This is a genomic window from uncultured Victivallis sp. (genome assembly GCF_944391105.1).
Taxonomy (GTDB): Bacteria; Verrucomicrobiota; Lentisphaeria; order Victivallales; family Victivallaceae; genus Victivallis.
Window position 1 is genome coordinate 36,146 of sequence record NZ_CALXSK010000017.1, and the last position, 26,357, is coordinate 62,502.

At 59.1% G+C, this 26,357-nt stretch carries 22 protein-coding genes and 2 tRNA genes; 9 read left to right on the plus strand and 15 right to left on the minus strand.

Annotation, left to right across the window (positions count from 1 at the left end; genetic code table 11):
- Positions 1 to 139 precede the first annotated feature (139 nt).
- Positions 140 to 1,414, plus strand: a complete 1,275-nt coding sequence (gene eno / locus Q0K10_RS07190; protein WP_294505150.1) for a phosphopyruvate hydratase — start codon at positions 140 to 142, stop codon at positions 1,412 to 1,414.
- Positions 1,415 to 1,478: 64 nt separating this feature from the next.
- Here the strand turns inward: eno and Q0K10_RS07195 are convergent, their stop codons facing one another.
- The 7 genes from Q0K10_RS07195 to Q0K10_RS07225 all read right to left on the minus strand — a co-directional run bounded on the left by Q0K10_RS07195 (position 1,479) and on the right by Q0K10_RS07225 (position 8,801).
- Positions 1,479 to 2,480 carry an NAD(P)H-binding protein gene (locus Q0K10_RS07195; RefSeq protein ID WP_294505155.1) on the minus strand — a complete coding sequence of 334 codons (1,002 nt, stop codon included), beginning with the start codon at positions 2,478 to 2,480 and terminating at the stop codon, positions 1,479 to 1,481.
- A gap of 212 nt (positions 2,481 to 2,692) precedes the next feature.
- Positions 2,693 to 3,904: a cofactor-independent phosphoglycerate mutase gene (locus Q0K10_RS07200; protein ID WP_294505158.1), complete on the minus strand. Its 1,212-nt coding sequence runs from the start codon at positions 3,902 to 3,904 to the stop codon at positions 2,693 to 2,695.
- Positions 3,901 to 4,212 carry a DUF167 domain-containing protein gene (locus tag Q0K10_RS07205; protein WP_294505161.1) on the minus strand — a complete coding sequence of 104 codons (312 nt, stop codon included), beginning with the start codon at positions 4,210 to 4,212 and terminating at the stop codon, positions 3,901 to 3,903. Before Q0K10_RS07205 ends, Q0K10_RS07200 begins: the two co-directional genes overlap by 4 nt.
- On the minus strand, positions 4,196 to 6,292 hold the full coding sequence (ftsH, locus tag Q0K10_RS07210) for an ATP-dependent zinc metalloprotease FtsH (protein WP_294505164.1): 2,097 nt from the start codon (positions 6,290 to 6,292) through the stop codon (positions 4,196 to 4,198). The genes Q0K10_RS07205 and ftsH overlap by 17 nt, the downstream gene beginning before the upstream one ends.
- A 116-nt stretch (positions 6,293 to 6,408) precedes the next feature.
- The gene (locus Q0K10_RS07215; protein ID WP_294505166.1) at positions 6,409 to 6,945 is read right to left on the minus strand and encodes an FHA domain-containing protein; all 537 of its coding nucleotides are present in this window, start codon (positions 6,943 to 6,945) and stop codon (positions 6,409 to 6,411) included.
- A 119-nt stretch (positions 6,946 to 7,064) separates the two neighbouring features.
- Positions 7,065 to 8,024, minus strand: coding sequence for an oligopeptide/dipeptide ABC transporter ATP-binding protein (locus Q0K10_RS07220; RefSeq protein WP_294505169.1), 960 nt, complete (start codon positions 8,022 to 8,024; stop codon positions 7,065 to 7,067).
- Positions 8,025 to 8,027: 3 nt separating this feature from the next.
- Positions 8,028 to 8,801, minus strand: coding sequence for a protein phosphatase 2C domain-containing protein (locus Q0K10_RS07225; protein ID WP_294505172.1), 774 nt, complete (start codon positions 8,799 to 8,801; stop codon positions 8,028 to 8,030).
- Between the two features lie 117 nt (positions 8,802 to 8,918).
- On the opposite strand from Q0K10_RS07225, the gene Q0K10_RS07230 reads away from it, so the two are divergent.
- From Q0K10_RS07230 to Q0K10_RS07250, 5 genes are read left to right on the plus strand one after another with little or no spacing between them, the layout of a single operon-like run.
- Positions 8,919 to 9,416, plus strand: coding sequence for a hypothetical protein (locus Q0K10_RS07230; RefSeq protein WP_294505175.1), 498 nt, complete (start codon positions 8,919 to 8,921; stop codon positions 9,414 to 9,416).
- Between the two features lie 3 nt (positions 9,417 to 9,419).
- Positions 9,420 to 9,761, plus strand: a complete 342-nt coding sequence (locus Q0K10_RS07235; protein WP_294505177.1) for a DMT family protein — start codon at positions 9,420 to 9,422, stop codon at positions 9,759 to 9,761.
- 3 nt (positions 9,762 to 9,764) lie between these two features.
- Positions 9,765 to 10,589 carry a hypothetical protein gene (locus Q0K10_RS07240; RefSeq protein WP_294505180.1) on the plus strand — a complete coding sequence of 275 codons (825 nt, stop codon included), beginning with the start codon at positions 9,765 to 9,767 and terminating at the stop codon, positions 10,587 to 10,589.
- Positions 10,589 to 11,203, plus strand: a complete 615-nt coding sequence (locus Q0K10_RS07245; RefSeq protein WP_294505183.1) for a metal-dependent hydrolase — start codon at positions 10,589 to 10,591, stop codon at positions 11,201 to 11,203. The genes Q0K10_RS07240 and Q0K10_RS07245 overlap by 1 nt, the downstream gene beginning before the upstream one ends.
- A gap of 45 nt (positions 11,204 to 11,248) precedes the next feature.
- The gene (locus Q0K10_RS07250) at positions 11,249 to 11,479 is read left to right on the plus strand and encodes a hypothetical protein (protein WP_294505185.1); all 231 of its coding nucleotides are present in this window, start codon (positions 11,249 to 11,251) and stop codon (positions 11,477 to 11,479) included.
- A gap of 92 nt (positions 11,480 to 11,571) precedes the next feature.
- Here Q0K10_RS07250 and Q0K10_RS07255 read toward each other — a convergent pair.
- From Q0K10_RS07255 to Q0K10_RS07280, 6 genes are all read right to left on the minus strand, one after another.
- A tRNA-Lys gene (locus Q0K10_RS07255) sits at positions 11,572 to 11,647 on the minus strand.
- Positions 11,648 to 11,656: 9 nt separating this feature from the next.
- A tRNA-Lys gene (locus Q0K10_RS07260) sits at positions 11,657 to 11,732 on the minus strand.
- Positions 11,733 to 11,826: 94 nt separating this feature from the next.
- Entirely contained in the window at positions 11,827 to 13,473 is a 1,647-nt protein-coding gene (locus Q0K10_RS07265) for a DUF4091 domain-containing protein (protein ID WP_294505187.1), read from the minus strand.
- A gap of 81 nt (positions 13,474 to 13,554) precedes the next feature.
- Positions 13,555 to 14,166 (minus strand): hypothetical protein, encoded by a 612-nt coding sequence (locus tag Q0K10_RS07270; RefSeq protein WP_294505189.1) that lies wholly within the window; start codon positions 14,164 to 14,166, stop codon positions 13,555 to 13,557.
- 1 nt (position 14,167) lies between these two features.
- Positions 14,168 to 15,118, minus strand: coding sequence for a magnesium transporter CorA family protein (locus tag Q0K10_RS07275; RefSeq protein WP_294505192.1), 951 nt, complete (start codon positions 15,116 to 15,118; stop codon positions 14,168 to 14,170).
- A 454-nt stretch (positions 15,119 to 15,572) separates the two neighbouring features.
- Complete coding sequence (locus tag Q0K10_RS07280) at positions 15,573 to 16,841, minus strand: sugar-transfer associated ATP-grasp domain-containing protein (RefSeq protein ID WP_294505194.1); 1,269 nt, start codon at positions 16,839 to 16,841, stop codon at positions 15,573 to 15,575.
- Between the two features lie 681 nt (positions 16,842 to 17,522).
- Between Q0K10_RS07280 and Q0K10_RS07285 the strand changes: the two genes are divergently transcribed.
- Both Q0K10_RS07285 and Q0K10_RS07290 read left to right on the plus strand, forming a co-directional pair.
- Positions 17,523 to 18,911 (plus strand): FAD-dependent oxidoreductase, encoded by a 1,389-nt coding sequence (locus tag Q0K10_RS07285; RefSeq protein ID WP_294505197.1) that lies wholly within the window; start codon positions 17,523 to 17,525, stop codon positions 18,909 to 18,911.
- Positions 18,912 to 19,002: 91 nt separating this feature from the next.
- Positions 19,003 to 21,183 (plus strand): DNA polymerase domain-containing protein, encoded by a 2,181-nt coding sequence (locus Q0K10_RS07290; protein ID WP_294505199.1) that lies wholly within the window; start codon positions 19,003 to 19,005, stop codon positions 21,181 to 21,183.
- 67 nt (positions 21,184 to 21,250) lie between these two features.
- Here the strand turns inward: Q0K10_RS07290 and Q0K10_RS07295 are convergent, their stop codons facing one another.
- Together Q0K10_RS07295 and topA are read right to left on the minus strand one after the other, a co-directional pair.
- Positions 21,251 to 22,189, minus strand: a complete 939-nt coding sequence (locus Q0K10_RS07295; RefSeq protein WP_294505201.1) for an AsmA family protein — start codon at positions 22,187 to 22,189, stop codon at positions 21,251 to 21,253.
- A complete protein-coding gene (gene topA, locus Q0K10_RS07300; protein WP_294505204.1) occupies positions 22,186 to 24,735 on the minus strand; it encodes a type I DNA topoisomerase in 2,550 nt (849 codons plus the stop codon). The genes Q0K10_RS07295 and topA overlap by 4 nt, the downstream gene beginning before the upstream one ends.
- Positions 24,736 to 24,944: 209 nt before the next feature.
- On the opposite strand from topA, the gene gnd reads away from it, so the two are divergent.
- On the plus strand, positions 24,945 to 26,357 hold the full coding sequence (gnd, locus tag Q0K10_RS07305; RefSeq protein WP_294505206.1) for a decarboxylating NADP(+)-dependent phosphogluconate dehydrogenase: 1,413 nt from the start codon (positions 24,945 to 24,947) through the stop codon (positions 26,355 to 26,357).

The following is a 26,357-nucleotide window of genomic DNA, read 5'->3' on the forward strand; positions in this document are numbered from 1 at the left end:
AGAAGGGGGGCGCACGCCTCCCTTTTTCGTTTTCCGGGAGGAATCCCGGGACATTTCCGATATCCGGCTTGATTTTTTGTGGAAACGGAGTATTGTGTTCTACATCCCGACAACCACTTATTACAGAGGAGAGGTTATCATGTCTGAAATCAGAGAGATTTTCGGCCGGGAAATTCTGGATTCACGCGGCAATCCGACCGTTGAAGTCGAAGTCGTCCTGGAGTCCGGTGCGACCGGCACGGCGGCGGTTCCTTCCGGCGCCTCCACCGGGGAAAATGAAGCGCTCGAATTGCGCGATGGCGATAAGAAGCGTTACGGCGGCAAGGGGGTTCTGAAGGCTGTCGCCAACGTCAATGACAAGATTTTCCCCGAACTTGAGGGGATGGAGGCGTTCGATCAGATCGGCGTCGATCAGGCGATGATTGAGCTTGACGGAACGCCGACCAAGGAGAAGCTCGGTGCGAACGCGATTCTCGGCGTTTCTCTGGCGGTCGCCCACGCTGCCGCGGCTGAGCTCGACCTGCCGCTCTTCCGCTACATCGGCGGCGTGAACGGCAAGGTCCTGCCGGTTCCGATGATGAATATCATCAACGGCGGTTCGCATTCGGATGCTCCGATCGCGTTCCAGGAGTTCATGATCCGTCCGGTCGGCGCGGAGCGGTTCTCCGAGGGGCTGCGCATGGGGACCGAAGTGTTCCACGCGCTCAAGCAGATTCTGAAGAAGAAGGGACTTTCCACCGCGGTCGGGGACGAAGGCGGGTTCGCGCCGAATTTCCAGGGCGGTACCGAGGAGGCGCTCGACTCGATTCTGAAGGCGATCGATCTGGCCGGGTACAAACCGGGCAGGGATGTCAGGATTGCGCTCGACTGCGCTTCGAGCGAATTCTTCCAGGACGGAATCTACAAATACAGCAAATTTGAAGGCGACAAGGGGTGTGAACGCAATTCCGCCGCTCAGGTCGAGTATCTGGAAGAGCTCATCAAGAGCTATCCGATCGATTCGATCGAGGACGGAATGGCCGAGAATGACTGGGAGGGATGGAAACTCCTGACCGACCGGATCGGTGACCGCTGCCAGCTTGTCGGCGACGATCTTTTCGTCACGAATGTGAAGTATCTCGCGAAGGGGATCGAACTCGGCTGCGGCAATGCGATTCTCGTAAAAGTCAATCAGATCGGAACGCTCACCGAGACGCTCGACGCGATCGAGATGGCGCATCGCGCCGGATACGCGGCGGTCATCAGCCACCGCTCCGGCGAGACCGAGGACACCACCATCGCGGATATTGCGGTCGCGACGAACGCCGGTCAGATCAAGACCGGTTCGCTCTCCCGTACCGACCGCATCTGCAAGTATAATCAATTGCTCCGCATTGAGGAGCTGCTTGGAGATCTTGCTCTTTACGGAAACTGAGGAGGCGAAATTCGTCCATGAAAAACGCCCGGGAGCGTAAGGCTGTCCCGGGCGTTTTTGTTTTTCAGCGGTTTTGGAGGAACGCGTCCATGCGTTCGTTGACGCGCCATTTGATGTCGCGTGGACAGCGGGCGATCTCCCGCTCCAGCCCGTCGTACAGTTTCGTGAGTTCCGACTGCTTCATCCCCGTCGCGTTGAGAATGGCGGAGTTGTCGATGATCCGATCGAAGAGCCGGTCGTATTCGAGCTGCCAGCGGGCTCCGGGCCAGTAGGGGTCGGGAGAGAGAATTTTCAGGTAATCCTCCTTGTCGATCCAGATCGATTTGAGGTTGCAGATCTCCTTGTAGTAGTCCGCAATTTCGCCCCAGGTGTGGTGTTCGGCGGTGGCGACGGTGAAGGTTTCGCCGAATGCCCGGTCGTTGAAGAGAAGTCCGGCGATCATCCGGGCGACGTCGCCGGCCCAGCTCATGGTAGCCTGAATGTTCTTCGCCTGTTCCGGCAGAACGGCGGTTTTTCCCGCGAAGGCGCGGCCGACTGTATCCGCCGCCTCCAGCGTGACGAGCTGATAACGCAGCAGCGAATAGGTGATCGCGGGACGGATGATCGTCCAGTTGCGACGCGCGCGGCTGCGCAGAATATTTTCTCCACGGGCCTTGTAGATACAGTAATCGTCTGAGTTGCGCAGCATCACGTCTTCGGAGGCGTCGATCAGACGCGGCGAGCTCTCCCGAATCGGATGTTCCTTGTTGTCATAGATCCGGTAACTCGAAAGATAGATGTAGTGCTCCGTATTGTCGAGCAGCAGCGGCAGATAGGCCACGAGTTCTCCGGTCGGATAGATCATGAAGTCGACGATCGCGTCGTACCGGTTTGCAAGCACTCCTGCGAGGATCGCCTTGTCCTTCGCATCGGTCTTGATGACCTTCACGCCCGGACAGGGCGTCCGGGGATCGTCCAGGGAAACGGCGTCGACTTGAAATCCCATCTCCGCAAGACGTGGAACAAGATATTGCCCCATTGCACCGGTTGCTCCGAGCACGAGAACTTTTTTCCCGGATTGATTCATGCCGCACCTCCTTTTCTGAAGCGGATTCTTTTTGCCGTACTGGTAAGAAGATATTTCCGGTGTCTATGATTTTCAATACCCTTCTCTCTGCTTCGCTGAAAAGAATCGTGCAATTGTTGGCGCATTTTCAGAAAAACTTCTTTTTTTTTGCAACTGTGGCAAATGACGGCAAAAAAAGAGGGGCTTTCCGCCCCTCCGTTCCGTACTCCATTTTACAGTTCGAGCAGTTTTCTGACCAGCTGATTGCCCTTCAGAAAGCCGAGCTTTCCGGTCGGCGCAAGTGTCTCGCTGAACTTTTCAACGGCGTCAGGTTCGATCTCCGGTCCGCAGATCGCGACCGGAACCGGGGTGCGCGTGTGTTTGCGCAGCTTGATCGGAACCGGATGGTCCGGCAGCACCGCGAAATTGACCGGCTTGCCTTCGAGCGCTTTGAGCACCGGCGCGACGATCTTCGAATCGAAATCGGAAATCGCCTGCATCTTGAGTTTCAGATCACCGAGGTGCGAGCACTCGTCGATCGCCTCCACATGCAGATAGACCAGATCGTGATCCTTCAGCGCGGCGAGGGCTGCGCTGACTTTTCCCGCATAGTTCGTATCGATGAAACCGGTTGCGCCCGGAACTTCGATGACGGTCATGTCCGAGCATTTGCCGATGCCTTTGATAACGTCGACTGCACTGATGATCGCGCCGCGTCTTCCCTCGTAAACCTCGCTGAATTTCGGGAGGTTCGGGCGGCGGCCCGGGCTCCACGGCCAGATGCAGTTGGCCGGCGACGCCTTTCCCGCATTGAGTTCGTGCGATGCAAGAAACGCCGCGGCCAGCGCGCAGAGACGGTTCAGAAACTCCACCGTATAAGCCGCTTCCGGCGAGTCGTCCGCCGGGGTGAGCGGCAGCTCCGCAAGCGGGATGTCCTGCGAGGAGTCCGGCTTGAAGTAGTTGACCTTGTCGGAGAATTTCCTGCCGTGCAGCACAAGCAGATTCCGGTAGCTCACGCCGGAGTGAAACGTCACATCATCGTTGCCGAACTTCTCCTGAAGTGCCGCCATCAGTTTCGCGGCGGTTTCGTTGTCGACGTGTCCCGCGGAGTAGTCCCGCAGCACCCCGTCCGGCGATACGTAGACGAGATTGCAGCGGAACGCCACATCGTCGTCCGCGAGCCGAATCCCCTGGCTTACTGCCTCGATCGGACCGCGTCCCGGATAGTTTTTCTCCGGATAGTAGCCGAGCACCGACATGTTCGCCACATCGGAGGAGGTCGGCAACCCCTCCGGCAGCGTCAGAAACGTTCCGGAGACTCCCCGTTTTGCGATGGAATCCATCGCCGGGGTATCGACCGCTTCGAGCGGGGTCTTGCCGCCGAGCTCCTCAAGCGGTTCGTCCGCCATGCCGTCGGCGAGAAAAATAACAGCTTTGCGATTCATTTTCCTTCCTCAGATAATAAACTCCGGAGCTCTTCCGGAGGGATTCCTGTGATTTTGACGATCTTGCTGCGACCGGTTCGTCCGGAGACGAGTTCCACCGCGCTTTTCGACAGCCCGCATCGTTCCGCGAGCATCCGGCAGAGTTCCTGGTTGGCCTTGCCGTCGACCGGCGGTGAGGAGAGCGCGATCTTCACGGCTTCCTCTCCATAACTTCCGGAAACGCCGCTGCGCGATGCGCCGGGCTGAACCCGGCACACGAGCAGCGTTCCGTTTCCCGACGGTTTAAAGGCCTTATTCGGCAGTTCCATCGTCTTCGGTGGGGCGCAGAGTTTGTTCCGGTCGCCCGAGCGCATCCGGTTCCGGTTCGCGGCCGAGCAGCGCATTGATCTCTTCGATCGAAAGCGTTTCACGTTCGAGCAGCGCCTGCGCAAGTTTTTCGAGTTCGTCACGGTGGCGGGTCAAACAGTCGCGGGCTGATTCGAGCGCATTCTGCGAAAGCCGCCGGATCTCCAGGTCGATTTCGCGAGCCGTTTCCGGACTGACCCGCTCTTCCGGCTGTGCGTCGAACGGCATGTGCGGATGAGCCGGGAAGTTCCCGTATTTGATTGTCCCGAGTTTGTCGCTCATGCCGTACAGGCAGACCATCAGCCGGGCCGTATGGGTCAGCTGGTTGATGTCGCCGGAGGCTCCTGTGGTGATGTCGCCGAAGATGATCTCCTCCGCGGCGCGCCCGCCCATGGTCATTTCCATATCGGCTTCGAGTTCAAGTTTGCTGCGCGTATAGGCGTCCTCCTTCGGCATGGAGAAGGTCGCGCCGAGGTAGGCCGTCCCGCGCGGAATGATCGTCACCTTGTGCAATGGCGTGGCGTATTTGTTGTGCAGCGCCACGAGGGCGTGCCCCGCCTCATGATAGGCCGTGAGTTTGCGTTCGCGGTCGGAGATGCGGCGGCTGCGCCGTTCCCGCCCGTAGCTGACCTTGTCGCGCGCCTCCTCCATATCGGCCTGCGTGACCGCTTCGCGGTTGTACCGGGCCGCGAGCAGTGCGGCTTCGTTGCAGAGATTCGCGAGATCCGCGCCGCTGAATCCGGGAGTGGTGCGCGCCATCACGTCGAGGTTGACCGAACTGTCCACCTTGATCTTCTTCACATGCACGTCGAGGATCTGGCGTCGCCCGACGATGTCCGGCAGATCCATCACCACCTGCCGGTCGAACCGGCCGGGCCGCAGCAGTGCCGGATCGAGCACGTCCGGACGGTTCGTCGCAGCCAGAACAATCACGCCGTTGCGGCTTTCGAGGCCATCCATTTCGACGAGCATCGCGTTCAGGGTCTGTTCGCGTTCGTCATGGCCGCCGCCCCAGCCGGAGAAGCGGGAACGCCCGACCGCGTCGATCTCATCGATAAAGATCAGGCAGGGCGTATTTTTGCGCGCCTGCTCGAACATGTCGCGCACCCGGCTCGCGCCGACGCCGACGAACATTTCCACAAAATCCGAACCGCTGATCGAGAAGAACGGAACCCCCGCCTCACATGCGACCGCCTTCGCGATCAGGGTTTTGCCGGTTCCCGGTTCTCCGACGATGAGGCATCCCTTCGGAATCTGGCCGCCGACCAGCTGGAAACGGAGCGGATCCTTCAGATATTCAACGATTTCGCGGATCTCCTCCTTGGCCTCGTCGGCACCGGCGATGTCATCGAAGTGGACGTTGAGTTCATCCGGCGGAATCATGCGCGCCTTGCTGCGTCCGAAATCCATCGCACCGCGTCCCGAGGCGCGCATCTGCCGCATCGAGAAGAAGTAGATGAATCCGATCACGATCACGAGCGGCAGCACTCCGATCAGGATGAAATTCCAGAATCCGGAGTTGTTCTGCTTGACGACGACGTTCGCTCCGCTCTGCTTGAGCAGCCGGGCGAGAGCGTCGGTGTAGACGACGCGGGTTTTATAGGTTTCGTCGGTGTTTGCGCGGAGTTCGGCTTCTCCCTCCCGCGGCGACTGCACCGGAGTGGTCGTCACCTGAACGGTTGAGGAGCCCTGGCGGCGGAATTTCCCCTCGCAGGCCATGACATTGCCGTTTTCCCAGGTCATTTCGACCGAGACGATCTGCATGGCGGCGAGCTTTTCCTCGAATTCACTCTGCGACAACTCCACCGCCCGCGCCGGCCCGTATCCCTTGAAAAGCAGGAGGCCCGCGAGCACCAGAAACAGAATCAGCCAGACGACCGCCGCCCGGCTTGAGCGCTGCGGCGTTTTACGTTCAAAGCCGCTTCCGCGGCGCCTTTCCCCGGAAGGTCCCCGGTCGGATTTGTCGTCACCAGCCATCCGGAGAACCGTTTCGCAGGAATTCCCCGGTTGAACGGCTGCGGGACGCAAAAAAACATTCTTCATACATTCTCTCTTGTTCCGGAAACAGGAGTCTCCTCCCGTCCTCTTCTTTCATACAGGCGATCCGTCGGACACTCCCCGCATCCGACGGATTTCGATCGATCCCCCATGGGGAGCGTTTACAACGTATTTGAGATGCTGATGATCAAATACACCACCACTGCGACAATGCCGAGGGCCAGCAGAATATACACTCCGAGCATCAGCCGCTGAAGCATCACACTCTTCCGGTCGACGGTGTCGGCGAACGGATCGAGGCTGGTCATCTTCGGAACGGTCGAGGTGTTGCTGTCGAGCTGGGAGATGTCGATCGTCACGGTGGTGCTGCCGACCTGGGACTCCGAGCCGTCGTTGCTGTCGAACAAAACCTCGACGCCGCCGAACAGGATGATATCGGAATTTTTCAGCTCCTGCTCCGTCACCGGGATGTTGTTGACCCGCGTTCCATTGGTACTGTCATTGTCCCGGATGATATAGACGGTCTTGCCGTCTCTTGTGGTCCGGATGATGTCCGCGTGGTGGCCGCTCAGACTCGAATCCTTGATGACAATATCGTTGCCGTCACGGCGCCCCACGGACATCTGATCCTTGTTCAGCTCGAATACCTTGCCGCGAAGTTTTTCATACAGAACCGTCAATTTCGGATAATCCGCCATCTTTCCGTCCGTTTCCCTGAGTTTCTGTTGTTGACATTCTTTAATCGAGAATATACTCTCGCCTGAAGAATTTGCAACATATTTTCCAAGTTTTTTACGATAAAAATGACCATGCGGGGTCAATGCGCGTAGAAGCAGCCGCAAAGCCTTTCGCTTCCATCCGGGGAAATCAGCGGCGGAGCTTCGGATCTGCATCGTTCCCGTGCCTCCGGACAGCGGGGGTGGAACGGGCAGCCCGCGGGCGGATCCAGCGGCGACGGCACATCTCCCGGCAGAACGATCCGCTTTCTCCCGTTCCGGTCGATGGTCGGTACGGCCGAGAGCAGCGCTCTGGTGTACGGGTGGAACGGCCGCCGCACAAGTTCACGCGCCGGGGCGGATTCCACCACTTTCCCGAGGTACATCACGAGGATTCGCGATGAAATGTGTTCCACCACGGCCAGATCGTGCGCGATGAAGAGAAACGCGGTCCCGGTTTCCTCCCGGATCTCTTCGAGCAGATTGATGATCGAAGCCTGCACGCTCACATCGAGCGCCGAGACCGGTTCGTCCGCGACGATGAGCGCCGGTTCCGCCGCCAGCGCCCGCGCGATGCCGATCCGCTGCCGCTGCCCGCCGGAGAATTCGTGCGGATAGCGGTCGAGCGCGTCGGCGGAGAGCCCGACCCGGTCGAGCAGTCGCTCCGCCCGCTCCCGTCGCCCGGCGCGCGTCAGCCGGAAATGCAGCGCGAGAACCTCGTCCAGCGCCGAAAACACCGTCAGACGCGGATTCAGCGACCCATAGGGATCCTGGAAGATCATCTGAAACTGCTTCCGTTCCCGGCGCAGTGCCGCCCCTTTGAGCGAACTCATATCCCGCCCGTTCAGGAGCACCTGTCCGGAAACGGGTTTTTCCAGCCGGACGAGGGCGCGGCCGAGTGTGCTTTTGCCGCATCCCGATTCCCCGACCAGCCCGACGATTTCCCCCTTGTCGATCGAGAACGTCACTCCGTCGACCGCCCGGACGAACCGCTTCGGACGGAACCAGCCGCCGCGAACCGGATAATAGACCTTCAGATTTTTGACTTCGAGCAGCGCCATCGGTCAATTCTCCTCGGCCGATTCATCCGGAAAGACTGCGATTGCCGTGATGTTGTCCCGCGCTCCGGCCCGCAGCACGTCCCGCAGAATCCGGTCGACCGCTTTTCGCGGCGTGGGCGCTTCCTCCATGATCGTCCGGAGGGTCTCCCCCGAAAGGGTTCCGGACGCACCGTCTGAACAGAGCAGGTAGCGGCTCTCCGGGCGGCGTTGCAGAACGTGCAGCTCCGGTTCCAGTTCCGCCCGCGGGCCGATTGCCCGGGCGATCAGATTCTTCATCGTCGCAAGCCCCGGCGGGAGAAAGCCGTGTTCCCGGGCGAATTCCGCCGAAAACGAATGGTCGGTCGAGAGTTGAACGAGGCCGTCCGCCGGATGAAATTCGTACATCCGGCTGTCGCCCGCGCTGGCGAGCAGGACGGTCTCAGGGAGGAACACCGCTGCGACAATCGTGGTGGACATCGGCCGGCGAACCTTTTCGAAGTAGTTCCGGTCGAAAATCTTGCGATTGACTTTCCGGATGGTGTTCCGCAAAAAGGCCGCGGCGGAGTCTTCGCGCAGAGATTCCGTTTTCGGAAGTTTGCGGAAGTTTTCCGCGATATCGCGGCAGCAGATCAGACTGGCCATTGCGCCGTTCGAATGTCCGCCGACTCCGTCGGCCACGATGGCCAGCGCATAATCGCGTTCCGGCGGGGCATAGCAGCAGAAATTGTCCTCATTGCGTTTTCGATGCAGCCCGAGATTGCTCTCTCCGGCCATGATGATTCCGGCGCGATTCCGCATGAATTCCTCAGAAGATAGAACAAAATAACGCAGTCCCCTTGCAAAGAGAGACTTTTTCATGTCTATTATAATAATGTTCCTTTGTGATCTTTTCAAGTCCGAGTCGGAGAAAGTAGAATGAAATCATATCTTCCTGTTTGTGTTGCGCTGCTCTTTTCCGTGCTCCTCGCCGGCTGTGCCGGTGTGGATGCGCGGCGGGAACAGCGATGGGCCGCGTTCGATCCGCTTCGCCCGGATCCGCAGTTCCGGCTGCTGCCGGACCGGCCGTTGCTGAAATTCAACCGCTCCGATGCGGCTGACCGGGACCGGTCGGAAGAGGACTCTTCGATGAGTGCGGCGCCGCTGGTCTGGAAGAGCACGGCGCTCGACTCCCGCGGTCTCCTGTGGGGCGCTTCGCGGTTCCATCCCGCCGGGTTCGAGCTGTATGTCATTGCCGGCGAAGCGTTTGATGGCCGGCTCCGGGCGCGCGCGCTGAATGAGCGGCGCGAGGAGGTCGGCCGGGCGGAGGTTTCGCTTGTCCGGAAGGCCGACGAGGCCGGCTGGGTTTCGTTCCGGTTTCCCGGGCGGTTTGCGCCGGGCGAGGTGAAGGTCATTGCTGTGGAGCTTGCGGAGTAGAATATGCGTGCGGTATTGTCCACGATCGGGCTGCTGATTCTTTCGAATGTCTTCATGACGTTTGCGTGGTACGGTCACTTGAAAAATCTTTCGAACCGCGCGTGGTATGTCGCGGCGGTCGCGAGCTGGGGGGTGGCGTTTTTCGAGTACATGCTCCAGGTCCCCGCGAACCGGATCGGACACACCACGCTGACGCTCGGCCAGTTGAAGATTCTGCAGGAAGTGATTGCGCTTTCGGTTTTCGTGCCGTTTTCGGTGTTTTACATGAAAGAGTCGCTCTCCTGGAATTATCTCTATGCGGCGATCTGCATTGCGGGAGCGGTGTTCTTCATTTTCCGGGGGTAGGGAATGCCGGAATTTTTCGCGTCGGTTGTCCGGACGGGGGTGACGGCACTTCATCTGCTTGCGGCGGGCGTGCTGCCGCCGCTGATTGCGGGGGTGATTCTGCAATTCGTCACCGGACGGTTCCGAATCTGCTGCGCGGAAGTTTTCGGGTCGCGCCTCAGCGTATGGGCGACGGCGCCCGGGGTGATGCTGCACGAGTTCAGTCACGCGCTTTTCTGCCTGATCTTCCGGCACCGCATCAGGGAATTTGTACTGTTTTCTCCTCAGAAAAACGGAACTCTCGGATGGGTTTCCCACGAGTGGGACCGGCGCAGTCTCTGGCAGAACATCGGTTGTTTTTTCATCGGGGTCGCTCCGCTTGTGTTCGGGGTTCTGGCGATTCTTTTTCTGACGCTGCTGCTGTTGCCGCCGCATGAGGCGCTTCCGTTTCCGGAGCTTCCGGATGGGGGGATGGCGGGGTTCCGGCTTCAGTTCCGGGCGACGTTTCTCGGGCTTTGCGGGCTCTGGGTGAAGCCGGAAATCCTTTCTGACTGGCGTTTCTGGCTCTGGCTCTATGCGATGATTGCGATCGGCTCCCAGATTACGCTCAGCCGAGCCGATCTTGCCGGTGCGAAGAGCGGTGTGCTTGTTCTGACCGGCGTGCTGATTGCGGCGGCGCTGGTGCTGGCCGTGATTCTGCCGCGCGGAGTGTCGCTCCCGGTGGCCGCCGTTCGCTGTTCCGCGGCGATCTGTGGAGTTTTGTTCTATTTGTTTTTGTTCTTCGGCGCGTTGACATTGCTGCTGATAGTCTGTCGTGCGAAGATGGTTTCCCGGAGACGTCGGGGCTGATGGCGGGATTCCGGGTTCATCTCGTGTGCGGTGGATTGTGGGGCGCCGGTGCCGGGGCGGCCGCTTTTTTGACGGGGTGGTGCACGCCCGTGCAGTCGGCCGTGCTTGGTGTGTTCGGCATGATCGGCGCGTCGCTGCCGGATATCGACGGGAAAACCTCCCGTCCCCGCCGGATGCTGCTCGGAATTCTCGGCGTGGGAGTCCCGGTTCTGCTGGTCGGGCGGTATCTGCCGCGCGGGGCGACCAACGAAATCTACTTCTGCTGGATCACCGGGAGTTATCTGGTCATCTGTTTCGGTCTGGATTTTCTGTTGAGTCACTTCTCCCGACATCGCGGGGCGTTCCACTCGATTCCGGCGGCGATTCTGGCGGGGGAGGGGGCGTTTCTGGTGTTTGCGGGATCGACGCTTCAGGCGCGTTTTGTATTTGCGCTGGCAGTTGCGGGCGGATACCTGTCGCATCTGCTGCTCGACGAACTCTGGTCGGTGAATTTTTTCGGAATTTCGGAGAAGAAGAGCGCCGGGAGCGCCTTCACCTGGAAGACCGACTCCATCGCCGGAACCGTTCTGCTCTATCTTGCTGTAGCGCTCCTCGGCGGACTCTGTGCGCTCTGAGACACATCAGACCATACTGCTCGCGTGAATCCGGATAGGGGAATCGTGAGCAGGATCGATGACCCCCCGGCGGCGGTGTGGCACTGCAACATGTTCGTCGGCTGGGTCGTGCTGCTCGTGAGCTTCACCGCGCTGATCCGCCCCGGCCTCGCATTCGCTGAACGGTACTGGAGCGACCGGGAGCAATTAATCTTCCACGCGGAATTTTTCTCGCTGACCGAAGATCAACTCGCCCGGGAACTCCGCGCGGAAGTGCTGGACGCCCTGCCGAAGTAACTTCCGCTCTCCCCCCGCAGCACTGCTGATGCTCTTCCCGCAGAAAAAAACGCCCCGGGAAAAATCCCCGAGGCAGTTCGCAGACAAAAAAATGGTGCGCTCACGGGGACTCGAACCCAGGACCCAGTGATTAAGAGTCACTTGCTCTACCAACTGAGCTATGAGCGCACTTAAAAATGGTGCGCTCACGGGGACTCGAACCCAGGACCCAGTGATTAAGAGTCACTTGCTCTACCAACTGAGCTATGAGCGCATCACATCATATAATATGCGTCGCGATTCCGCTTTTTTCAAGTGAGAAAATGAAAAAAATGCTTTTTTTCTCGCACATCGGGAGCGGAAACGGATCACGCCTTTGCCAGTTCCGCGTAGATGCGCGGACGCAGCTCAAGCAGGTACTCCGGAGCGCGCGGATAATCCGTCATGGTGAACGATTCGCTTCTTCCCTGTTTCAGAAATGCAAGTACCGCCTCCCGTCCGATTTTCCGCTCCAGCAGTTTCAGCGCCCGCAAATCCTGCAAGCCGTCGTGAAACACTTCGTTCCGGATCGAATCAAGCGGCTCCCCGTTCGGTCCGGGATAGACCAGGAACGGATCTCCCGCCGGAAACGCTCCCCCCGCATCGGTGCAGGCAAACGGATCCGTCAGCTTGCGCGAATACTGCGTGTAGTAGAAGTTGAATCCCCAGTGCAGAAAACCCGCCAGATCGTAGACGTAGGCCAGCACTCCCATAATGCGGATTCTGGCAGACGGCATCGCCATGAAACGGTTCGGCACCAGCTGCTGCTGACTGCAGCAGTAGTAGGTCCACAGATTCTTCACCCGGCCGGAAAACGGTTCCATATGGTTGCAGCACGGAACCGGATGCGGTACGAGACCCGCTTCGTAAAATTCGATCCTTGACAGCGCTTCGATGGTCGGAATCCCCTCCAGCAGCGGCCTGACCAGACCGACCGCACGGGAATAGCTTTCCATGTGCTCCTCCGAGGGTTCGTCGGAAACCGAAAAGAAGCAACGGTCGGCAATCCCCTTTTTCCGCAGAAACCCGATCAGCTGCGGCAGCAGCGCTTTCAGAAATTCCGCGTAGGAAGGATCATCCGCCTTCATGTGCCAGCCGAACCGTTTTTCCTCCCGGCCGTCCGGCAGCGTACAGATGATCTTCGGCGTGAACTTCGCACCCCACTGCGTGAAGAGGTGGCTCATTCCGAACTTTTTGAATCCGAGGCGCAGACCCATGTCGAGAAAGCGTTCGAGTTTTCCGAAATCAAACCGGTAGGTGTTTTTCTCCGGATCGAATGCGATGTCGAGCAGCTGACAGGTCGGACGTTCGCCGTTCACCTCCGTATCGAGCGGCGGCGTCCAGAGCGGCGTGTACAGGGCGTTGATCCCGTGCCGCACCGCGTTGCGGGCGAACCGTTCGACGATTTCCCAGTGCTCTTCGCTCCACATCCCGACCCGGTAAAAGGCGCTGAGCGCATCGGAGTGGAACCACTCATACCGGATCAGCTCCTGCTCCGGAAGAGCGACAGGCTTCACCTCGACTTTGAACTCCGTCTCCCCGCAGGGAGTCCACTCCCCGTCGATCATGCGGCTGAAACGGAAACGCACCGGGTAACAACCCGGCCGGCATCCCTCCGGAACCGGAATCGTCACCCAGAGAACACGCCACTGGTTCGTCAGAACGCGGAACGTGTCGCACTCCTCCAGTTCGCCGAGCAGATCCGGATAGAGGCCCGGCACCGTCCGCAGATAATACTCATCCGGATTGTCCGCAGGGAGATGCACGGGAACCGAATCCGTCGTGCGGAGCCGGATGTTCAGGGCGCTTTCGCATGCGATCCGGAGGTAGCCGCGTTCATCGCCGTCCTCGCGCACCGCAATCTGAAACGAACAGACCTCCCCACCGGCGGTGGCGGTGGAAGAGTACTCCGGAGCCGAGAGCTCCACGGTGTCATCGAAAACTTTTTCCAGCGGACTGATGATCCTGATCTGCATTGCGCGCCCCCCATGCGATGTTGCTGTTTGTACTCAATATAGCCGCGGATTGCGCTTTCGCAATGGAAAATCAACGAATCTCTATGGATTTTTCTGCACCTGTTCCGGATTTGCCGGTTTGTCGAGGGGTGCTTCCCGGCTGATGACGATGACCTTTTCCGGTTCGGCTTCCCGCTGCAGATGGCGGTGGAGCGGCGAGAAGCCGCCGCCGCGCCAGATCAGCACGGCCGCCACACAGCTGAGCTGAAACGCCCCCCACACCGCCAGAATCGTCAGGAATGTGGCCGCGGTCCGCACCCAGCTCGCTCCGTAACGCCGGCTGCAGTAGAAACGAATCACCGCCCAGACCACCGCGAGCAGCCCGAGATCGAAAATCCCCAGCCCCAGCGGCGGATTGTGGTTGACGAGAAACTGCATGAGCGACGAATCCTGCGCCTGAAACAGCCAGCTCACAAGCCCGACCAGCTCCAGCGGCAGGTACGCCAGAAACAGCAGAAACCACATCGCAAACCCGGAGGGCTGGTTCGCTCCGAGTTCATACTCCTGCCGGAAACAGATCGCCATCGCAAGAAGGATGAGCAAGGCGAGCGCCCCCGCACAGAAGTCGAAGCGGCGGTTCGCTTTGCGCAGCCGTTCACGGCCGCGGCGGGAGACGGTTTCGCGGTAACGGGTTTTCTTGAGATTCGAGCTCATCTTACCGCCTCCTTCCGTTGTCGCGCATTCCGATCTGCTTGACCAGCAGATAGGTGATGTATCCGATGATGACCATCACGAGCACGAGCGCACTGTATGCGTGCGGCCACCAGATCCCCTCGGTCATCATCGTGAATTCCGACATGCCGCCGAGTCCGGTGATGACCGTGAGCGGCATGAAAACGATGTTGATGATCGCCAGGTACTTCATGATTCCGGCAAGATTGTTGCTCACGACCGACACGCGCGCATCGGACATGCCGGTCAGAATGCCCGCGTAGATTCCGGCGAGATTGTCGCACTGCTTGTTTTCGACGGTGATGTCGTCGAGGAAATCGAGCTCCTCCTCGTTGAATCCGATCTTGTTCGCGTCGTTGCGCAGTTTGATCAGCAGCAGCTGGTTCGCGCTTGTGGCGCTTTCGTAGTAGGTCAGGCTCTTGAGCAGCGAGAACATGTTCACGAGCGACTTGTTCGTGACGGCGAATTCGATCTTGTTCTCGATCTCGTCGGAGATGTTTCGGATGATCCGCAGATGCTGCAGAAAGTGATGGGTCGAATGGTGCAGCAGTCGCAGCAGCACCCCCTGGATCGTGTTTCCGCGCAGCGGCATGCGTCCGTGCTCGAAGAGCGGCATCGGCTCGGCCTGGAGCACGATGATGCGGTCCTTGAAGAGGAACGCGCCGATCGACGACACCTTGAACGCCATCGTCCGGTCCACCTGAAAGTTGCGCGGCCGTTTCAGAATGACCGCGATGTGATTGTGTTCGTATTCGACACGGGAAATCTCGTCCTCGTCGAGGGCTGAGAGCAGGGTATGTTCGTCGATTCCGCACTGGTCGACGAGATAGCGCTTTTCCTCCTCGGTCGGGGCGCTGTAAACCTGAATGATTCCAAGCTGTCCCTCCGGGCAGCTCTGCACGCGGCCGTCGACCAGATCATAGCATCTGAACATGGCAATTCCATCCTGTTTTTAAAAGGTTTCGACACTGCCGGAGTGGAAATCCGGCGCCGGTTTTCCGTCGAACCGTCGACAGGCGTGAAGCCGCGCGCACACTCCCGTGAAAGGGGGCTGGGCGTTTCCGGAAAGATCAGTGGAGAGTCCCGGAAGGAAGAGCGCCCGGCACGGCCTCACGCCATCGGGGTCCGGGATCCTCGCTGATCTTGCTCTTTTTCCGTTTCTCTTTCATAATCCTGACTGCTGTTGTGTGGAGAGGCGCACCCGTCCGACGGGCCGCCCCGCATAACCGATGATGAAATATACCGCCGGAACGGCGTTTTGTCAACCGTATTGCTGTGGAATGATGCGGGAATCCGGCGATTCCCGCAGTCGGATATGGGACGCAACATGTTTCCCTGCCGGTGGACCGCAAAAAACACGTTGTCCCGGCCGGAGTCACACAGGATGGTTATTTTTTATTGCGAATCGTCGTGATTTTGATGGATTTATTTTGAATGAGTGAGACCGCCAGACTCACTTGCTGCGGCAGCATGACTTCCCGGACGTTGGTGTCATGAAAGGCGGATGCCGCAACCAGTTTTACCGGTTTTCCCTTGAATATGCTCGGAATGACAAGTTTTCTGGCAAATCCGAAATATTTTAAAAGAATGACATGGTCTGAGAATTCACGATAGTTCCAGGAAAAAGTGGCTTTGTTCAGATAGATGTAATTATCAAAGACATTCTTTGCAAAATTCTGATTCAGATACGCATTGAATCCGCAGGACTGGATGCCTTCGCTCCCTCCGGGAGAATTCATTTCTAGAAGTACGATCTCCCCTTTTTCATCGACCACAAAATCCCAGGCGATGTTTTTCTGTTGAGGGAGCCTTTTATGGCATTCGATGGCCGTCTCAATAACTTCTCTGGCTTTGTACAGTTTGTGTCCCTTGAATTCAAATCCGTTCGGATGCCGATGATAAACTTCTCCCTTTCCAGATGTTGCAAAATCTCCGCAGATCCCTTCCGGAGAAACTGGACAGAGAATTCCTCCGGCACCCCAGTTGTCCACTCTTTTTCCTGTAGACATGCGCCATACGGTTCCGGCCAGCTTGATTTGTCCTTCGACCGCCAGAGTGACCACCCGCAACGTGTTAACCGCATTGATTCCGATCCTGTAACTTTCATGGTTTTTCAAAATTTTTTGACAGACAAAATGAGGAGAGAGCTTTTTCACTTGATCTGAGATGACATCGGATTTGTCAAGATCTGTCAGGAATGCGATATTGGAACCGGAACCACTGTCCAGTGCAGGTTTTATAATCAGTTCATGTTCCTGCTGCAGCAGAGTGAGAATATACCGTACCGTCTGTTCAAACGTAAGGTGATTGAAATCCCTGTCATAATAGATTCCATAACTGCATGACGCCAGATTTTCCGGATGCTTGACGAAGGGAAACAGCAGTCGAGTGTAATTTTTGTTGCGGAAAACAGAAAATATTTCATTGTTCCAATATTGGACAAGCATATATCGATGCAGCCCGAATCCGACCAATGATGGATCAAATACCCCGGATTGGCTGTAAAACGCGATTTGGGTCTTCGGATTGTTTTTGTAACAGAACTTGTACGGTTTCCAGAAATCTTCGATAAGCCTCAATTTTTGTGCATCGACCTTTTTCAGATTTCCTGCCACCTCCCGAACATAATAAGCGTCGCGCCGGTGGCAACTTGCCATGCGCGACTTGTTGTTCCTGCTGGTGTTTTTGACATCGATGATCCTCCGGATCGTTTTCAATAGCATGGTTTTCACTGTTTACGCCCTGTCAATTGTTCTATCATCGCATTGTCCGTTTGGATTTGGCCCAAATGTGCCGCAACGGTTTTTTGAAACGAAAATCAATCCAACTTGATTCGCTATGAATTCCACATTTTCCAAGCTCCTTGATTTCAATGGTGGATTCCCCAGCCGGGGAAATGTTTGTCGATTCAGGAGCGAAGAAGATTTGAAAGGCATAACCTGACAGCCTGACACATCTGAAAGGCGATGAGAACTGCAAGAAAAAGGGGAAAAAAAAGCCGAACGCTCCCGTACACTATCTCGAAGGTTCGGCCAAGAACCTGCTTCTATCATGTATGAAAGCGTCCGGCAGATTGCAGAGACACAATCTCTCCGGGTACATTTCACCTGGGATAGAAGCAAATACTGTTCAAATTTGGCCGATTTTCGAGATACTTGCTGAAATATACTGATTGTAAATGAACCAATGTTCACATGGAACATCACGTAAAATATATCATATTTTCCCTTTTTGTCAATGGTGGAGTTGCGGATTGGTCAAGAAAGAAAACAGGATTTCCCCGCTTGTTTTTTCGGAATACGGCGATATAGTACTTTGCAATGGGAGGACCTCTGCAAATGGGAATTTCAACTGTTCTTGCCGTGATCGGCGGGGGGTCGGCCGGTTGTGCGGCGGCGCTGGCCGCGGCACGGCTCGGAGTCGACACCGTGCTGATCGAACGCGAAACTCTCCTGGGCGGCACTTCGACGAATGCCGGTGTCAACTGCTGGGAACCGGTCGCGGGTGCCACGGGGATTCCCCGGGAACTTTACGGAGAGCTCGCCCGGATTCCCGGAGCGGCCGCCATCTATCGCTGCAACCGCCACTTTCTGCTGCCTGAATGGAATGAGCCGCCGTTTCCCGGCGCGGAGCAGACGATCGACCCCGCCGCCTGTTATGAGGATACCTTGTGTTCCGGTTCCACGCTCGCAGACTATGCCGGGCAGCTGAAGATCCGGCGCGGAATCGTGTTCGAACCGGAGGCGTGGCACAGTTGCATGTCGCAGCTGCTGCGGAAGGCCGGATGCCGCGTGATCTGCGGTTCTCCGGCTGTCGCCGTCGACTGCGATTCCAGCCGCGTCCGTGCCGTTGAACTCCGGAATGCGGAACGGATCGAGGCCCGGATGTGGATCGATTGTTCCGGCGAGATTGCCCGGCAGGCCGGATGCCCGGTCCTTGTCGGCCGGGAGGCGCGGACCGCCTGGAATGAGCCGGATGCTCCCGATGAGCCGACGCCGCAGATGAACGCCATGAGCTGGATCTTCCGGGTCACCCCCGCTGCGGAGGAGGCGGTCGAACCGCTGCCGCCGGAGATTCCGGAAAACTGCTGGTGGCAGTCGGGTTTCCCGGTGATGGTCGCAACCAGATATCCGAATGGAGATTTGAACTGCAACATGCTCCCGACGATGGATGGATTGGAATTCAGCCGCATGAACCCCGCGGAGGCGGCGACGGAGTGCGCAAGACGGGTGCGTTCGTACTGGCATTATCTGCAACTTGCTTATCCGGAGTTCCGGCGTTTCCGGTTCCTGCGGCTTTTTCCCCGCCCCGGCATCCGGGAGAGTTTCCGGATCGGCTGCCGATACATGCTCAACGAAAACGACATGTTGCGCGGCGTCGCTGCGGCGGAGCACCCCGACATTGTCGCCTGGAGCGATCATCCGATGGATCTGCATGGCGGGGAACGGGTCGTCCGTCTGACCGGCGTCTACGGGATCCCTTACCGTTCACTGCTGCCGCTGGGGCCGGAGAATCTGCTTGTGGCGGGCCGGATTGCGGGTTTCTCCAGTCTCGCCGCCTCCGGCTGCCGGTTGTCGAGAACGATGATGCAGCTCGGACAGGCGGCCGGCTGCGCGGCCGCGCTCGCTCACCGGAGCGGAAAATCGTTCCCCGATCTGAAGCCAGTCGAATTGATTGCACTGCTTGAGGCGGGGGGTGTCCGGCTGACATCCCTGCCTGGCCGATGATTTCCGGGCGGATTTGCCGCATCGCGGGTTGCAATCTGCCGCACGTGGTGTTACATTCCCCGCCGTGACAGAGCAATGAGGAGGAGAAAACATGTTGCTGGAAAAACTCGTGAATTCCCGTCGTTCCGGTGTCGTCGCGGTCGAGCCGCGCGGAGACGGGGCGGTGTTCTTTTATCACGATGGCGCGGGATTCCGCGAAGAGGAGATTCCGTTTACGCCGATGGTGCTGCTCTCCGCGCCGGAGCAGCTTGAGGATTTCTCCGGTGTCGCCGCGGTCACGCCGCTCGAAGGGGATATGACCTTCCGCTTTCTCGCGAAGTTCCCGACGCTCAAGGAGTATGAACTTGCGCTCAAGCATCTGAAGAAGCGGGGCGGAGCGTCTTATGTGTTCCGCGACCTGCCGCAGCAGATTCTGCAGCAGGAGGAGACGAGGCTCTTCGCCGGAATGGAGTTCCGGGAGCTGCGGCGGTTTCAGTTCGACCTCGAAGTTCGGACGACTCCCGGATTCGACTTCCCGAATCCGGAACGCGAGGCCGACGAGATCGTGATCATTTCGTTGTCCGACTCGACCGGCTGGGAACTTGTTCTCTCGCAGGAGAAGATGAGTGAAAAACAACTGATCGAAGCGTTCGTACGTACCGTTGCCGAACGCGATCCCGACGTGATCGAAGGACACAATATCTGCCGCTTCGACCTGCCTTACCTCGAAACCCGCGCGAAACGGCACAAAGTCAAACTCGCGCTCGGGCGGGGCGGCGCTCTGCCGAAGACGCGGTCGAGCCGTTTCTCCGTCGCGGAACGGATCGTCAACTATACCCGTTACGACATTTTCGGGCGGCACGTGGTCGACACGCTGCATCTGGCGATGATGTACGATGTTTCAAACCGGAACCTTGAATCGTACAATTTGAAGTATCTGGCCAGGCACTTCCACTTCGCTTCTGCGGAGCGCACCTACGTCGACGGTCCGGAGATTTCCGACGCGTGGGTGCACGACCGGGAACGGTTGCTCGCGTATGCGCTCGACGACGTGCGGGAGACGCGGAGCCTGGCGGCGCTGTTGAGTCCGAGCTACTTCTATCAGGCGTCGATTCTGCCGATGAAGTACCAGGATGTGATCGTTCGCGGCAGCGGAACGAGCCTCGATGCGCTCTTCGTTTCGGAGTACTTGAAGGCGAACCACTCGTTCCCGCTGCCGGAAGTGCCGCGCCGGTTCTCCGGTGCGCTGACCCGGGCGGACGAGTGCGGCATCTTCGAGAATGTCTGGCACTGTGACGTGCGGTCGCTGTATCCGTCGATTCTGCTCGCGTCCGGCTGGGCGCCGTCGCGCGATGTGCTGCGGGTGTTCCCGCGACTGCTCGGCGCACTGCGGAGTTTCCGGCTCGAAGCGAAGGATGCGATGCGCGCGGCAACCGATCCGGCGGAGCGCAACGAACTTCAGGCTCTGCAGGGGACGTTCAAGATCCTCATCAACTCCTTTTACGGCTATCTCGGGTTCTCGCAGGGGAGTTTCAACGACTTCGATCTCGCTGAACGGGTCACGGCGCGCGGCCGCGAGATCCTGACGATGATGCTCGACTTCCTGACCGGCGCGGGCGCAAACGTGATCGAGATGGATACCGACGGCATCTACTTCCAGCCGCCCCGGGATGTGACCGATCCCATCGCGTTCCAGAAGCGGATCCAGTCCGCGCTGCCGCCCGGAATCGAAGTCGAACTCGACGCCACTTACACGGCGATGTTCTCCTACAAGAGCAAGAATTATGCGCTGCTCGGGCGCGACGGAGCTGTGAGCATCACGGGGGCGGCTCTGAAGTCGCGCGGACTTGAGCCGTTTCAGCGCCGGTTCATCTCGCAGCTGATCGAGCTGCTTCTGAGGCGGGATTTCGCGGCGGTGCCGGCGATGTTCGAGGAGATGCGCGGCCGGATCGAGCGGCGCGAACTGCCGCTCGCCGATCTCGCCAAGAGCGAGAATCTGAACGATTCGCCCGAAACCTACAAGCGCAAACTCGCCGCCGGAACCGGCCGCCGCAGTGCCGCCTACGAACTTGCGATCCGTTCCGGACGAGATTACCGGGCCGGAGATCAGGTGACCTATTATTTGACCGGGGAAAAGAAGAAAGTTTCCGTTGTCGACAATGCGAAGCTGCTCTCCGACGCCCCCGCCGACGCGCGCGATGAAAACGTCGCATACTATCTGAACAAACTTGACGAGCTGTATGCGAATTTCCGGGAGTTTCTCCCGGAGGAGAAGAGTCCGCTCGGCATCTGACGGGCAAAGATGAAAAAAACGCCGCCGGGTTTTCCTGTTCCGGCGGCGTTTCATGGCGAGGTCGTTTTCACTCTTTTTTGAAGAGATTGCGCAATCCCTTTTCGAGGTTCTTCCCCGCTTCCTTGAGGGAGTCGCCGGCTTCCTTGAGGGAGTCGCCGCTTCCTTTGAGGGTTTCACCGAGGTTTTTCCCCGCATCCTTGAGGGCGTCGCCGACGCCCTGGATTCCCGATTCAGAGAGCGCGGTCGAGAGGGACATGAGCACTTTTGCCGTAAACTCGTTGAGGGTTTCACCGAAGCTCTTGCCTTCCCCGAGATTCTCCAGTGTGATCGGCGGAACCGGCAGCGGTACGTCCGTGTTCAGGAGCTTCGAAGAGACCGAGAGTTCCGTCCCCTCGATCCGCACGAGACGGATGACGACCTTCTTCTTCGCGGCTTCGGATTCCTCCGGTGCACTTTCCGGCGTCTCCTTTGTCCCATCGTCGGGGGTGTCACTCTCGCCGGAGAAGGCTTCGATGTTTTTCTGAATGTCGGTCAGGTTGCTGCTGCCGTCCAGTTTCAGCTCATAGTTGGCCCGTGTTCCTTCGATCAGAACCTCCTTCACCTCGATCTTGTCCGAAAAGAGTGAACCGATGTCCACTGCGACCCGGACCCGCCCGACCTGAAACGCGTAAGGTTGCTGATATCCCTCCGGATTCGCAACCCGGAAGCCGGAGAGTTCCACCGTCCCGCCGAACGAACTTGAGAATGAATCCATTTCCACTTTCGTTCCGGTCACGGCCGAGCCGATGTTCACCACCGCCGCCTTGATGATCGCGTCACGCGCGATGATCGCAATGACCAGCAGTACGACGATCACCGCCGCTGTCCAGCCGAGAATCCGCATCCAGCGCCGCTTTTTCTTCGCCGGAGCCGGAGCCGCGGGGGCGGCGGGCTCGGCAGTCGCGCTTTCCACCGGCTTGTCCGGCGTTTCGGGAACTTTCCCCTCTTTGGATTTGTCGTCACTCATTTTCCGGCCTCCTCGTGTTTGGGTTCATATTTGCCAGCCATTTTCACCAGAGCCGCAACCTGCCGGACGCTCAGAATCCGGCCGGCTGCCGCCTGTTTTGCGATCGATTCATAAAACTCGCGGTCATCGTATGTGAACCGGCCGCGCTTGACCGGTTCGGCCCACTCCGTCACATGTGAGAGCTGTTCGAGCAACGGGGCAACCCGCGGATCCTGAGCGGCCGGTGCGGTGGCGGGAGCGTCACTGTTTCCGGCGGTCTCACCGGGGACGGCGGGCGCGGTTGTTCCGAGAATCGCCTCGACAAGTTCGGGATTCGTGAGTTCTCCCCGGTATTTCGCGGCCATGCGGCGCAGTGCGGCATTCTGTTTTTCCGAAAGCGCCTTGCCGTCGAGCGCCTGCCGTTTCAACGAGAGCAGGAACTTCTTGTCGTCGTAAGTGAAACGCCCTTTTTTCGTCGGCGGTTCGAAGGTGACGTTGTCGAAAGCGGCGAAGAGTCCCGCGTAGTCGATCGCCGCGGCCGCGGCCTGCGACTGCCCTCGTTTCTCCTCGCGTTCGGCATGTTCCGCGGCCGCCGCGTTGAGTGCGGACTGAAGCTGTTCCGGCAGAAGCGCGGTTTTTTCGCCGATCCGGGAGCGGTATTTCGCCGCGAGCGAAAGCAGCGCCTGAAACTGTCTGGCCGTGACTTTCCCGTCCTTCTCAAACTGCTCGCGCAGAGAGCGGTAGAATTTTCCGTCGTCGTAGGTGCGGCGCCCGACTTTCTCCGGCGCATCGAATTCGACCCCGTCAAAGAGTTTCAGCAGCGCTCCTGTCTCCTCGGCGGGCGGCGCGTCGCAGTGTTTCGCCTCCTCGAGCCACGGGGCGAACTTCGCGTAGAATTCGGTCATCATATCGGTCCAGCGGACTTTGCCCTCTTCGATTTCGTCGAGTTCCTGCTCCATCTTCGCTGTGAAGCCGACGTCGAAGAGTTCGGGCAGCCGTTCGACGAGGAAGTCGTTCACGTTGAACCCGAGCTGGGTCGGCACGAGCTTGCCCTGTTCGCGGGTCACATAGGAGCGGTCCTGAATCGTGCGCAGAATCGTCGCGTAAGTCGAGGGGCGGCCGATGCCGTTCTCCTCAAGCTCCTTGATGAGCGCTGCCTCGCTGTAGCGCGGCGGCGGCTCGGTGAACTTCTGCTCGGTGTTGAGATCGCGGATCGAGAGGGGGTCTCCGACTTTGAGGCTGCCGAGGACCTCGGCTTCGCGGCTCTCGTCCCGGCTCTTCTTCGACTCCTCGTAGACCTTGCCGAAACCCGCGAACACCGGCACCGTCGCCGTTGCGCGGAAGAGATAGCTGTGCGAATCCTTTCCTCCGATTTCGACGTCGACCGTGGTCAGGTTCTGCAGCGCGGGAGCCATCTGGCTCGCGACGAACCGCCGCCAGATCAGCGTGTAGAGCTTCAGCTGCTGCGGATCGAGGAACGGCGCCATCGCTTCCGGCGTGCGGCGCACGTCGGTCGGCCGGATCGCTTCGTGCGCCTCCTGCGCGGAACTCTTGTTGCGGAAGAAGTTGGGTTTTTCCGGCAGATATTTTTCGCCGTAACTCTCGCGGATGAAGTTCCGTGCCGCCTCCTGCGCTTCGCGGGCGATCGTGACCGAGTCGGTACGCATGTAGGTGATCAGACCGACCGACCCGCCTTCTCCGATGTCGATGCCCTCATAGAGCTGTTGCGCATAACGCATGGTATTGGTCGCACTGTAGTGGAGCACGGTGTTCGCGGTCTGCTGCAAGGTGCTCGTGGTGAACGGCGGCGGGGCGTTGCGTCTGCGCTCGGCCGTGGTGAGCTGCCCGACGGCAGGAGCGGCGCCGCCTTTCACTGCGGCAATCAGCGCCTCGGCTTCGGGACCCGTGGCGACCCGGAAATCCTTCCCGTCGATCTTGAAGAGTCTGGCCGTGAATTCGCGTCCGTCCTCCGTCCGGAAAACGAGCGAGAAGATCCAGTACTCCTCTGGCTGGAATGCGTTGATCGCGCGTTCACGTTCAACAACGAGCCGCAGCGCGACGGACTGTACGCGCCCCGCGCTCGATCCCTTTTCGATGCGCGACCAGAGCAGCGGGCTGACCTGATAACCGACGATGCGGTCGAGTACGCGGCGCGCCTGCTGCGCGTCGACGAGGTTCAAATTGATCTTTCCCTTTTCACTGAGCGCTTTTTCGATGGCGCTGCGGGTGATTTCGTGGAATGAGACGCGATAGAACGGGCTTTTCGTGCTTTTTTCGAGCACCTCGGCCAGATGCCAGGCGATCGCCTCTCCCTCGCGGTCGGGGTCGGGTGCGAGATAGATTTCGTCGGCCTTTCTGGCCGCGGCGCGCAACTCCTTGACCACGGATTTGCTCCGGGCGGTATCGACGTATTGCGGGGCGAAGTTGTGCGCGATGTCCACGCCGAGTTCGCGTTCGGGCAAATCGCGGATGTGCCCCATCGAGGCGATGATGGTATAATCTTTGCCGAGCATTTTGCCGATGGTGCGCGCCTTGGTCGGCGACTCGACGATCAACAGTTTTGACATGATATCGGTGATCTCCTGAAAACGTCTGAATTCCGTGAATTCCTCATGCGCACATGCGCACATGCGCACATGTATATAGTACAATATTCCCGCGAATGCACGCTTGTCAAGTTTTCCGGGAAAAAAATGACGGGGAAACCGTGAATCGGGTTGGAAATTTCGGACGGGATGGTGCATATTACAACAAATCATCAGGAAGAGGAGACGCAATGAAAGATCTTTACGAATTCGGAGTCGCCGGGTTGGCCGTCATGGGCGGCAACCTCGCGCGAAATCTGGCGAATCACGGATTCCGCGTCGCGGTCTGGAACCGTGGGTGGGAGAAAACCGAAGCGCTGCTTGCGCGCGCCCCGGAAGCCGGTTTCGGCGCTTTCCGGACGCCGGAGGAGTTTGTCGGCGCGCTTGCGCGGCCGCGCAAGATCATTCTGATGGTGCAGGCGGGCGCGGCGGTCGACGCGTGCATCGCCGGATTTCTGCCGTATCTCGAACCGGGCGACATCGTCATGGATGGCGGCAACAGCCATTACCCGGATACGGTCCGGCGCTGCCGTGAGCTTGCGGAGAAGGGGATCCGGTTTCTCGGAGTCGGCATCTCCGGCGGGGAGGAGGGGGCGCTGAACGGCCCCTCGATCATGCCCGGCGGAGATGAGAGCGCCTGGCCGGAAGTCGCCCCGTGTCTTCAGACCATCGCCGCACACGTCGACGGAGTTCCCTGCTGCGACTGGATCGGGCCGGAGGGGGCCGGGCACTACGTGAAGATGGTTCACAACGGCATCGAATATGCCGACATGGAGCTCATCGCGGAGGCTTACGCGTTTCTGCGCGACGGGCTGAAGCTCGACAACGAGGCGATGGGCCGCATCTTCGAACGGTGGAACGCGGGGGCGCTCGCCGGGTATCTGATGGAGATCACGGCGAAAATTTTCCGGAAGGCCGATCCGGAGGGAACGGGTCTGCTGCTCGACCGCATCCTCGATGCGCCCGGACAGAAGGGCACCGGGCGCTGGACCGGGGTGGCGGCGCTCGAAACCGGAACCCCGGCCGCGGCGATCGCCGATGCGGTGTTTCAGCGATTTCTGAATGCCGATGTGGAGTTCCGGCGTCGCGGCGGGGAGCTGCTTCCGGCGGGAACGGTCGCCGCGCCGGTCGATGTGGAGTCGGCGGTGGCGGATCTTGAAAGAGCGCTCTACGCCGCGAAGATCTGCGTCTACGCGCAGGGGTTCGCCCTGTTGAAGGCGGCGGAAAAGGAGTTTCGCTGGCCGCTGAACTACGGCGGAATCGCGCTGCTGTGGCGTGGCGGCTGCATCATCCGCGCGCGTTTCCTGAACGACATCAACGCGGCTTACCGGAGGAATCCGGCGCTGGAGAACCTGCTTTTCGACGAATTTTTCCGTGATGAGCTTGCTGCGAATCTGCCGGGATTCCGGCGCTGCACTGCGGCGGGAGCGCTGGCGGGCGTGCCGATGCCGGCGGTGGCGGGAGCGCTCGCCTATTACGACAGCTGCCGGGCGCAGCGGTCGTCGGGCAACCTGATTCAGGCACAGCGGGACTTTTTCGGAGCGCATCGGTTTGAGCGGGTGGACCGCCCGCGCGGCGAGACGTTCCATGCTGAGTGGATGTGA

Excerpts from the sequence above, each read along its gene's own strand:
- eno (WP_294505150.1), top strand. The coding sequence starts at position 140 with ATGTCTGAAATCAGAGAGATTTTCGGCCGGGAAATTCTGGATTCACGC.
- Q0K10_RS07195 (WP_294505155.1), bottom strand. The coding sequence starts at position 2,480 with ATGAATCAATCCGGGAAAAAAGTTCTCGTGCTCGGAGCAACCGGTGCA.
- Q0K10_RS07200 (WP_294505158.1), bottom strand. The coding sequence starts at position 3,904 with ATGAATCGCAAAGCTGTTATTTTTCTCGCCGACGGCATGGCGGACGAA.
- Q0K10_RS07205 (WP_294505161.1), bottom strand. The coding sequence starts at position 4,212 with ATGGAACTGCCGAATAAGGCCTTTAAACCGTCGGGAAACGGAACGCTG.
- ftsH (WP_294505164.1), bottom strand. The coding sequence starts at position 6,292 with ATGAAGAATGTTTTTTTGCGTCCCGCAGCCGTTCAACCGGGGAATTCC.
- Q0K10_RS07215 (WP_294505166.1), bottom strand. The coding sequence starts at position 6,945 with ATGGCGGATTATCCGAAATTGACGGTTCTGTATGAAAAACTTCGCGGC.
- Q0K10_RS07220 (WP_294505169.1), bottom strand. The coding sequence starts at position 8,024 with ATGGCGCTGCTCGAAGTCAAAAATCTGAAGGTCTATTATCCGGTTCGC.
- Q0K10_RS07225 (WP_294505172.1), bottom strand. The coding sequence starts at position 8,801 with ATGCGGAATCGCGCCGGAATCATCATGGCCGGAGAGAGCAATCTCGGG.
- Q0K10_RS07230 (WP_294505175.1), top strand. The coding sequence starts at position 8,919 with ATGAAATCATATCTTCCTGTTTGTGTTGCGCTGCTCTTTTCCGTGCTC.
- Q0K10_RS07235 (WP_294505177.1), top strand. The coding sequence starts at position 9,420 with ATGCGTGCGGTATTGTCCACGATCGGGCTGCTGATTCTTTCGAATGTC.
- Q0K10_RS07240 (WP_294505180.1), top strand. The coding sequence starts at position 9,765 with ATGCCGGAATTTTTCGCGTCGGTTGTCCGGACGGGGGTGACGGCACTT.
- Q0K10_RS07245 (WP_294505183.1), top strand. The coding sequence starts at position 10,589 with ATGGCGGGATTCCGGGTTCATCTCGTGTGCGGTGGATTGTGGGGCGCC.
- Q0K10_RS07265 (WP_294505187.1), bottom strand. The coding sequence starts at position 13,473 with ATGCAGATCAGGATCATCAGTCCGCTGGAAAAAGTTTTCGATGACACC.
- Q0K10_RS07270 (WP_294505189.1), bottom strand. The coding sequence starts at position 14,166 with ATGAGCTCGAATCTCAAGAAAACCCGTTACCGCGAAACCGTCTCCCGC.
- Q0K10_RS07275 (WP_294505192.1), bottom strand. The coding sequence starts at position 15,118 with ATGTTCAGATGCTATGATCTGGTCGACGGCCGCGTGCAGAGCTGCCCG.
- Q0K10_RS07280 (WP_294505194.1), bottom strand. The coding sequence starts at position 16,841 with ATGGCAAGTTGCCACCGGCGCGACGCTTATTATGTTCGGGAGGTGGCA.
- Q0K10_RS07285 (WP_294505197.1), top strand. The coding sequence starts at position 17,523 with ATGGGAATTTCAACTGTTCTTGCCGTGATCGGCGGGGGGTCGGCCGGT.
- Q0K10_RS07290 (WP_294505199.1), top strand. The coding sequence starts at position 19,003 with ATGTTGCTGGAAAAACTCGTGAATTCCCGTCGTTCCGGTGTCGTCGCG.
- Q0K10_RS07295 (WP_294505201.1), bottom strand. The coding sequence starts at position 22,189 with ATGAGTGACGACAAATCCAAAGAGGGGAAAGTTCCCGAAACGCCGGAC.
- topA (WP_294505204.1), bottom strand. The coding sequence starts at position 24,735 with ATGTCAAAACTGTTGATCGTCGAGTCGCCGACCAAGGCGCGCACCATC.
- gnd (WP_294505206.1), top strand. The coding sequence starts at position 24,945 with ATGAAAGATCTTTACGAATTCGGAGTCGCCGGGTTGGCCGTCATGGGC.